10 protein-coding genes are annotated in these 8183 nt (G+C 70.3%); 9 read left to right on the top strand and 1 reads right to left on the bottom strand.

Annotation, left to right across the window (positions count from 1 at the left end; translation table 11 throughout):
* Positions 1-242 precede the first annotated feature (242 nt).
* The 9 genes from ABD194_RS05430 (at position 243) to ABD194_RS05390 (ending at position 7161) form a co-directional block, all read left to right on the top strand.
* Positions 243-698, top strand: a complete 456-nt coding sequence (locus ABD194_RS05430) for a hypothetical protein (protein WP_343988799.1) — start codon at positions 243-245, stop codon at positions 696-698.
* Between the two features lie 12 nt (positions 699-710).
* A complete protein-coding gene (locus ABD194_RS05425; protein WP_343988797.1) occupies positions 711-1277 on the top strand; it encodes a hypothetical protein in 567 nt (188 codons plus the stop codon).
* Between the two features lie 132 nt (positions 1278-1409).
* Positions 1410-1961, top strand: coding sequence for a hypothetical protein (locus ABD194_RS05420; protein WP_343988795.1), 552 nt, complete (start codon positions 1410-1412; stop codon positions 1959-1961).
* A 206-nt stretch (positions 1962-2167) separates the two neighbouring features.
* Complete coding sequence (locus tag ABD194_RS05415; RefSeq protein ID WP_343988793.1) at positions 2168-2947, top strand: hypothetical protein; 780 nt, start codon at positions 2168-2170, stop codon at positions 2945-2947.
* A 642-nt stretch (positions 2948-3589) separates the two neighbouring features.
* Positions 3590-4168: a MarR family winged helix-turn-helix transcriptional regulator gene (locus ABD194_RS05410; protein ID WP_343988791.1), complete on the top strand. Its 579-nt coding sequence runs from the start codon at positions 3590-3592 to the stop codon at positions 4166-4168.
* A 70-nt stretch (positions 4169-4238) separates the two neighbouring features.
* Complete coding sequence (locus ABD194_RS05405; protein WP_343988789.1) at positions 4239-5507, top strand: MFS transporter; 1269 nt, start codon at positions 4239-4241, stop codon at positions 5505-5507.
* Between the two features lie 4 nt (positions 5508-5511).
* On the top strand, positions 5512-6282 hold the full coding sequence (locus tag ABD194_RS05400; protein WP_343988787.1) for a HipA family kinase: 771 nt from the start codon (positions 5512-5514) through the stop codon (positions 6280-6282).
* Positions 6279-6656, top strand: a complete 378-nt coding sequence (locus tag ABD194_RS05395; RefSeq protein WP_343988785.1) for a DUF3037 domain-containing protein — start codon at positions 6279-6281, stop codon at positions 6654-6656. The genes ABD194_RS05400 and ABD194_RS05395 overlap by 4 nt, the downstream gene beginning before the upstream one ends.
* Positions 6657-6876: 220 nt before the next feature.
* A complete protein-coding gene (locus tag ABD194_RS05390) occupies positions 6877-7161 on the top strand; it encodes an antibiotic biosynthesis monooxygenase (RefSeq protein WP_343988783.1) in 285 nt (94 codons plus the stop codon).
* Between the two features lie 190 nt (positions 7162-7351).
* Here the strand turns inward: ABD194_RS05390 and ABD194_RS05385 are convergent, their stop codons facing one another.
* The gene (locus ABD194_RS05385) at positions 7352-8170 is read right to left on the bottom strand and encodes a TrmH family RNA methyltransferase (RefSeq protein WP_343988781.1); all 819 of its coding nucleotides are present in this window, start codon (positions 8168-8170) and stop codon (positions 7352-7354) included.
* Between the last annotated feature and the right edge of the window lie 13 nt (positions 8171-8183).

The raw sequence follows: 8183 nt of genomic DNA, 5'->3' as shown, positions 1-8183 counted from the left end.
CGATCGAAGTCGCCGGCGGCATCGAATGTGCCTCCGGAAGGGTCGGCGACGTCCCGCACAGGCGACGAGTCGCGGCGTCGCAGTTCCACCCAGATCGTCATGCAAGAAGAGTGCCAGTGACAGGAGCCCAGCGACGCACGCACATGCCGCCGACCGGTCGCGCCGATCAGCGTGTATCGCGTCAGAGGGATGGGCCCGGCCAATCGCCGGGCACCGCCGTCATGCCAACGTAGAGTCAGCCCATGGTGGCGCAAATGGCGTACCGGCTCCTGTCGGCCGCAGACCCGCGAAGGGCCGCGGTTCCCTACCTGCCTGCCGATGACCCGTCACAACCCCGCAGAACCCGCGACGTGCTTGACCAGTACCCGTACCTTCGGGCACGTGTGCAGGTCTGGGTGGACCGTTACGACGAGTCTGCCCTGGAGGACGCTGACGCTTTCGTGACCGCCCATCTGGATGACCTCGATGCCGAGAAGGCGGGTCACGACCTCGCGGTCTGGCTGTGCGATTGGGGCGTCATGAACGACGCCGGGACGCGATGGTTCCTCGACCCGCGCGCCGGCATCTGCTTCGTCGAACTGGACAACAACAGCGAGGCTCGGCTCGACCCGTACCGCCACGTCGTCGAGTGCTTGACCCAGGGACAACCTGTCGCGCGCCGGTTCGTCGAGAAGGCGCGCGAGCTCAACGCCGTCTAGTGCAGGCAGACCATGCGCAGTACCCGCCCCGACCCGCGCGACAACGCAAAGGACCGTCCCACCCTGCGCCTGGAACCTGCCGCCGCGACCGCGCTCGCCGCGCAGCTCGCTCGGGAGTACTCGTCCCCGCAGGAGCGAGACCTCAACGCCGACGCAACGCACGCCCTGAGCGCTCGTCTCGGCTGGGATCCCGCGACGCACACCATCGGCGAGCGGGGCACCCGTACGGTGCGCGCGACGCTCGCCCACCTGCAGCACCTGCTGTGGCGGATGACGGCTCTGCGCCAACAGCAAGCTCGCCAGGCCAGGCAAGACCCGCAGACGGCGCACCTCACCGAGACCGATCTCACGCAGATCCTCGCGCTCCTGCTCACGGCCCCCGACGACGACCCGCTGTTGCAGGCCCTTCAGGAAGAGGCGGACGCGACCTCGCCTGCACACGTTGGCGGCGGCGGTCGGGTCACCCGTGCACGGTGGGCCGCGGCCATCCAGGCTGCCGGGGCCGATCCGCACACCCGCGCTGCCGGCGCGCGAGTGCGTGACCTGCTGCTGCGCGACCCACGCCTGCGCGCACACTGAACGACAGATCGGGCTACAGGGACGCGCGCTCATGCCGCTGATCGGCGTGCCGATGAGCGCGCTTTGTCACGATGCGGTGTCAGCGGCTGCCAAGGGTGACCATTCGCCGCTTGTCCGCCCTACCTTGCGCACATGTCAAAGTCGCGCGGGTTCGCCATCGCAGGGATGCTTGCGGCGGTCGGTTCGCTGGCCGCCTGCGGACCGGCTGGCACCGGCACGATCGGCGTCGGGGTTGATGCCAAAGGCCACCCAGTCGGCTACCTGCAGGTCTGTCCGGGAGCGCACATGGACGGGGCCTTTGTGATTGCCGAGCCCCATGACGACAGCACCAGGGCAGTCGCGTCTTGGGACGCGAAGCCGGCAGCGACTGGCTCCACGTTCTGGTCGTTTGACCGGCCCACTAGCGGTTGGGTGGTGACACGGCGCCCGGCGGAACTGAAACCAGGGGTCGTCTACCACCTCGAAGCCGGTGCCAACGATGGTTCGGGCTTCAGCGGATACGTGCTATTCACCGCCGAAGATCTCAAGAAGATGAAGCCCGGACAGGTGCGAATCTACGACTCCACCCGGCCCCAGCCAGCGGGCGAGGCGACGGGCAGCCTTGAGCAGCAAGCTCGGGACGAGAACGAGAGGTTCATGAAGGTGGTATCGCGTCAGGAGTTCGACCAATCCCCCTGCTTCTAGTTGTAGGGACGCGTAGACGTCCTCATTGTTACCCTCGGGCGACGTCCGGACATGCCGCTGATGTGCAGGCCAGGTGTCGACTACCGGACTCCCGATCGTCGAGTGCCCGTGCGGCCCTTCCGGCTACCGCCCTTGACTAGCATCGGACGCAAACCGCTCACGCCGCTGGTGGCCGCGGGTCCAGGTGCTGACGGCAGTATGGGCTTGTGAGCGAACTTGCCAGCCGGGCTGAGGCTATCGGCGCCCACCTCGTCGCGCATGCTCTTGGTGCCACGGCGAGCAAATTCGATGCCGAGGGCCGCCAGTCGGCCGTGGACTTCTTGATGGAGTGGCCCAACGGTCGTCATGGCGCGCTCGAGGTGACCCTTGTTACTCAACCGGAGTCAGCGGCATGGCAAGGGATGGCTGCCAGAGAGGGCTGGCAATGGCCGGCGCTCTCCGGGTGGGAGTTTCGTCTTGCGGGGCCAGACATGCCCTACCGACGAGCCCGCAACGCGGTGCTACGAGCAGTTGCGCTGTGTGACCAGTGGGGCGTCGATGAACCACATGGGCTCCCCGCAGACGTGCTCGATCGCGAGCCCGAGGTCGGCTGGGTAAACGAGGTGGGCGAGCTTCGCCGATCGTCTCTGAAGCCCGGCGTAAGTTTGTTCTCGGAGGTTCGCGCGGAGTTCGTTGAGGCATCGACATGCGACTTCGCGACCGTGGTCGAGGGGTGGCTCAAGTTGCCGCACATGCCCCGTCACGTCGAGAAGGTGCTCTCCGCTGCCGGTGTCGCCGAGCGGCACCTGTTCCTGGTCCCGGTCGATGAGGTGTTGCCCGCACGGTTTCTCACCAACGACTTCGCGGCCCCCACTCGAAGTCCTGAGGGCTTCAGCGGGCTGGATGGGATTTGGATCTGGTCCAACTACTGGCACCAGTTCCTGGTCTGCCGCGGTGGGTCCTGGCAGTGGCTCGACTTCCCGCCCAAGGGCGACAGGCGGGGCTGAACGTCGCGCTCAGCGACTGATACCAGGCACGGGCCGGGACGCCGCACGGCTAGGTGAATCATCGTTACGCCACCCGGCGAGGGACACTGAGGCCAGACTGTCCGTCCGCCCAGTGGCTTCTGAGGAGCGCACCCCTGTAGCCAGGGCAGGCGAGTGGCGGGCTGCTCACGCGAGCCGCGGGCCGACCAGTGCTTGCGCTTCGCCTACCTGATACCAGCGGTGATACTGCCGGGGAGGTAGTTGGGAGTTCCTGCATGACGGTGAACTGCCCCACGCAGTCCCGTTACACGGCTAACTGAGCATGCGAACGTCCCTACATGTACCTGAGTGTCCGAGGGGCGATGAGAGTTCAAGTCCCCCCCTCGACACCATGAGAGATGGGCGAAGGCCCCCGGAGACCGGGGACCTTCGCCCTTCTCGTTGTCCGCACCGACAGCTCAGAACCTTCTGTGGAGGTAGCGCCGCAGCCCGGAGACGGACGGCGGGCGGCCCGACTCCTGGTCGGGCGACGCCACCGAGGATTCACATCGCCTGAATTGCACCGATCCTCGCCCTTCGACGAGGCCGCTGTCGACCTCCACGTCTGACCCTGCCCTGGACACGGCTCTGGTGGCCGCCGCGCTGCAGCCGTACCCTTCCACCGTGAGTGACGACGCGGTGGCCGGGCTGGTGGACGACCTCTATGACGCTGTCGGCCTCCTGAGACGGCGCTCCCGCCGGCTCGTGGGCGCTCCGCTGCCCGAGCTGGCCCTCTCCGGCGCACAGCTGGAGCTGATGCGGGTCGTGCGGCGCAGTCCGGGCGTCACCGTGGCCGAGGCGGCCCGGGTACTGGGCCTGGCGCCGAACACGGTCTCGACCCTCGTGGGACAGCTCGTGGCGATGGAGGTGCTCGTGCGCAGCCGGGATCTCGCCGACCGGCGGCTGGCGCGACTCGAGCTGACTCCCCGCGCCCGCGAGGGTCTCGAGCAGTGGCGCGACCGCCGCTCGCAGGCCACGGCTGCGGTCCTCGCGCAGTTGCCCGAGGACGAGCGCGCGAGGCTTGCAGCGGCCCTGCCCACCATCGCCCGAATCGCCGTGGGCTTGCCGGACACCCAGGAGCAGGCTCCCGTCGTGGAACCGACCGGCGCCGACTCGTCCGCCGCGCCCATCCCCGACACCCGCATCTCCGCCTCCCTGGTCGCCGACTCCCCCAGGCAGCCGGCTCTGGAAGGGCACGCCTGACGCCTGTCCTCCCCGACGCAGCTGAGCGCTTCCTGCGCCGCGGGCGGGGCCTGACCGTACGCTGTGCCGCGTGACCTTCCTGCGGGCCCTGTTCACCCTGCTCCGGGGTCGAGGGTTCCGCCGGCTCTTCGTCAGCCGGGTGACGTCGTCCTTCAGCGACGGAGTGTTCCAGGTGGCGCTCGCCAGCCACGTCCTCTTCAACCCGGAGGAGGCCGCCGACGCGCGGGGCATCGCCATGGCCTTCGCCGTGGTCCTGCTCCCCTACAGCGTTCTCGGCCCCTTCGCCGGGGTGCTGCTCGACCGGTGGCCGCGGCGGCGCGTCCTCGTCGTCAGCCAGCTGGTGCGGGTCGCTGCCATGCTCGCGGTCGCCGGGCTCGTGACCAGCGTGGGCACCAGCCCGGCGTTCTTCGGCCTCGTGCTGCTCGTCTTCTCCGTCAACCGGTTCATCCTCGCGGGGCTCTCCTCAGCCATGCCGCACGTCGTCTCGCGCGAGCTCCTGGTCAGCGCGAACTCCGTTGCGCCCACGTGCGGCTCGATCGCCTACCTGCTCGGGGGCGCCGTCGGCACCGGCGTGCGGGCGCTCTCCGGCAGCGACGTGACCGACGTGCTGCTCGCGGCCCTGGGCGTCGCCGTGGCTTCCTGGGCGGCAGCACGCCTGCCGTTCATCGGCCCCGACGACACCAGCCGGGCGCCGTCCATGGGCCAGATCGCCCGCTCCGTGGTCAGCGGGCTCCTCGAGGCGGCGCGGACGCTGCCCCGGCGCGCCCGGCTGCTGCTGGCACTCGTCTTCCTCACCCGCATCCCGTTCGGTTTCCTGCTGCTCCAGACGCTTCTGCTCTTCCGCGGGCCGTTCGAGAACGGCCACGGCCCCCTGGGCTTCGGGGTCGCCGCCGCCGCCTCCGCCCTGGGCTTCACCGCCGCGGCCTTCGTGACGCCCTGGCTCGCCCCGCGCCTGACGGCCGTGCCGTATGCCGCGAGGATGCTCGCGCTCGGCGCCCTGGTCTGCGCGGCGCTCGGTCCGTTCCTCCTGCCGTGGACGGTCGTCGTCGTGGGGCTGGCCGTCTCCTTCACCTCCCAGTGCGTGAAGATCACGGTCGACTCCCTCATGCAGGCTCACGTCGACGACCAGCTCCTCGGCCGCGCCTTCTCGGCGTACGACGTCGTCTACAACGCCGGGATGGTCGCGGCCGCCGCGCTCGGAGCGCTCGTCCTGCCCCCCAGCGGGCTCGCCTGGTGGCCGATCGTGTCCTTCGCCTGCCTCTACGGCATCCTCGCCATGACGGTCGGCACGCTCTGGGAGCGCGCGACGACGGCCGACCGTGAGCGACCACTAGGCTGACGCGGTGCTTCCCGAGCTGACCGCCACCCGTTACGTGACGCCGCTCAAGGAGGGCGGCTCGCTGCCCGGCATCGTGGAGGCCGACGACGACGGCACCTACGTCCTGAAGTTCCGCGGGGCCGGCCAGGGGCTCAAGGTCCTCGTCGCCGAGGTGATCGTGGCAGGCCTCGCTCGGCTCCTCGAGGTCCCGGTGCCCGATCTGGCCGTGGTCCACCTCGACCCCCGGATCGCCAAGTACGAGGCGGACGAGGAGGTCCAGGACCTGCTCACCGCCTCCGTGGGCACCAACCTCGGCGTCGACTTCCTGCCCGGCTCGCTCGGCTACGACGGCTCCTGCCCGCCCGACGCCGATCTCGCCGAGCGGATCGTCTGGCTCGACGCGCTGACCGCCAACATCGACCGGACCTGGTCGAACCCCAACCTGCTCGTCTGGCACGGCCGCACCTGGGCCATCGACCACGGCGCAGCCCTCTACTTCCACCACTCGTGGCCCAGCCGCCCGCCGGCTCCCGAGCGGTTCGCCGCGCAGCCGTTCGACGCCAGCCGACACGTCCTGCGTGACGTCGCCGGCGACGTCGCGCGCCGCCACGACGAGCTCGCCGCCCGGCTCACCCCGCAGGCCGTCGAAGGCGTCGTCGCGGACGTGCCCGAGGAGTGGCTCGAGCCCACCGCGGAGCTCGCCGACGCACCCTCGGTGCGGGCGGCATACGCCCTCATGCTCCGGGCCCGGCTGGACGGGCCGCTCACCTGGCTGCCGGCGGGAGTGGCGGCGTGAACGCGTACCAGTACGTCGTGCTGCGGCTGGTCCCCCGCGTGGACCGGGAGGAGTTCATCAACGTCGGCGTCGTGCTCTACTCCCAGGACGCCGGCTTCCTCGACGCTGCTTGGCACCTCGACGAGCGCCGCGCGGGCGCACTGGCGCCCACCTGCGACTTGGCGGGGGTCCGCTCGATGCTCGAGCGGGTGCGTGCCGTGTGCCGGGGCGAGACGGGCCGCGGGCTGCCGACCCTGGACAAGCCCGGCCAGCGCTTCGGCTGGATCATCGCCCCGCGCTCGACGGTCGTCCAGCCCGGGCCGGTCCACGGCGGGCTGTGCGAGGACCCGGCGGTGGAGCTGCGTCGCCTGCTCGAGCGGCTCGTGCGCGCCTGACCCGTCGCAGGTCCGGCCACGGGGCCGTGGACGGGCGGTGCTTCGCCGTCCGGCATCCGCGGCCACGGCGCATTCGACGCAGCTCGGACGGCAATCCGCGCGTATGGGCCGCGTTCCCGAGTTCGTGCACGAGGCGCGCTGCGGCAGGGCTACGTTCGAAAGCATTGGCACGGAAGGACCTCCGTCCGACGTGCCGGCGGACCGGACGAAGGAGGCAGGTATGTACGAGCGCGTGGTCGTCTACACCTACAGCGAGGACAAGGACGAGCTCGAGGCGAAGGCACGCGAGGGAGCCCTTCCCATCGTGACCGGCACGCCGGGGTACATCTCGTACGCCGTCATGTTCAACGACGACAAGGTCGTGTCCGTGAGCCAGTGGGCGTCCGAGGCCCACGCCAAGGAGGCAGACAGCGCGTTGATCGACTGGGTCAAGGCCAACACGACGATGGAGGTCGAGCAGCGCTTCATGGGGGACCTCGCCTGGCTCGAGCGCGCCTCGCGATAACCGACGCTCAGAGGACGCACTTCAGGACAGGCCTGCATCGGGGAGCAACACCCCGCCGGGCCGGGGTGAACGCGGCAGCCCCGTGGGTTCAAGATGACCGGTGAAGCGCGTCCACGCCCGGGCTCTTCGGCCAGAACCGGTGACCCTCGGTGCGCTCGTCGTGCCTCGCGACCGGCACCCAGGCCATCGCTCAGTCGGTCGGGCGGGGGCGCAAGGCCCACATCGCGACGGCGCTCGCCGCGGCGACGTTCAGGGAGTCGACGCCACCGGCCATGGGAATGCGCAGGGTGAGGTCTGCGTCCGCGACGGTGCGGTGCGACAGCCCGTCGCCCTCCGTGCCGACGACGAGGGCGAGGCGCTCGGGCGGAGCAGCCTCGAGGTCGTCCAACGACACCGAGTCGTCGGACAGTGCCATGGCCGCCACCGTGAGCCCCGCGTCGTGCAGCAGCTCGATCCCCTGCGGCCACGGGTCGATTCGGGTCCACGGCACCTGGAAGACGGTGCCCATCGAGACCCGGATCGAGCGGCGGTAGAGCGGGTCGGCGCAGCGGGGAGTGACGAGGACGGCCTCGACGCCGAGGGCGGCGGCGCTGCGGAAGATCGCTCCCACGTTGGTGTGGTCGACGACGTCCTCCAGCACGATGACGCGCCGGGCGTCGCGCACCAGGGATGCCGCCGAGGGCAGGACGGGCCGTTGCATCGCGGCGAGCGCCCCCCGGTGCAGGTGGAAGCCGGTCAGCTGCTCGATGACGGGGTGCTCGCCGAAGTAGACGGGGATGCCGTCGGTCTCGGCTTCGGCGACGAGGTCCGCGAGGTCGTCGAGCCAGCGGCGTGCCATCAGGTAGGAGCGGGGACGGTGCCCGGCGCGCAGTGCCCGCCGGATCACCTTCTGGCTCTCGGCGATGTAGAGACCGCGCTCGGGCTCCGTGCGCCGCCGCAGCACGACGTCGGTGAGGGCGACGTAGTCGGCGAGGCGCGGGTCGGCGGGGTCGGTGATCTCGATCGGCACGCCCGTCAGGCTA

The organism is Terrabacter terrae, from assembly GCF_039529575.1.
Lineage (GTDB): Bacteria > Actinomycetota > Actinomycetes > Actinomycetales > Dermatophilaceae > Terrabacter > Terrabacter terrae.
The sequence above is the reverse complement of the archived record's forward strand: the minus strand, read 5'-3'. Positions and strand labels throughout refer to the sequence as shown.

Excerpts from the sequence above, each read along its gene's own strand:
- ABD194_RS05420 (WP_343988795.1), top strand. The coding sequence starts at position 1,410 with ATGTCAAAGTCGCGCGGGTTCGCCATCGCAGGGATGCTTGCGGCGGTC.
- ABD194_RS05425 (WP_343988797.1), top strand. The coding sequence starts at position 711 with ATGCGCAGTACCCGCCCCGACCCGCGCGACAACGCAAAGGACCGTCCC.
- ABD194_RS05390 (WP_343988783.1), top strand. The coding sequence starts at position 6,877 with ATGTACGAGCGCGTGGTCGTCTACACCTACAGCGAGGACAAGGACGAG.
- ABD194_RS05430 (WP_343988799.1), top strand. The coding sequence starts at position 243 with ATGGTGGCGCAAATGGCGTACCGGCTCCTGTCGGCCGCAGACCCGCGA.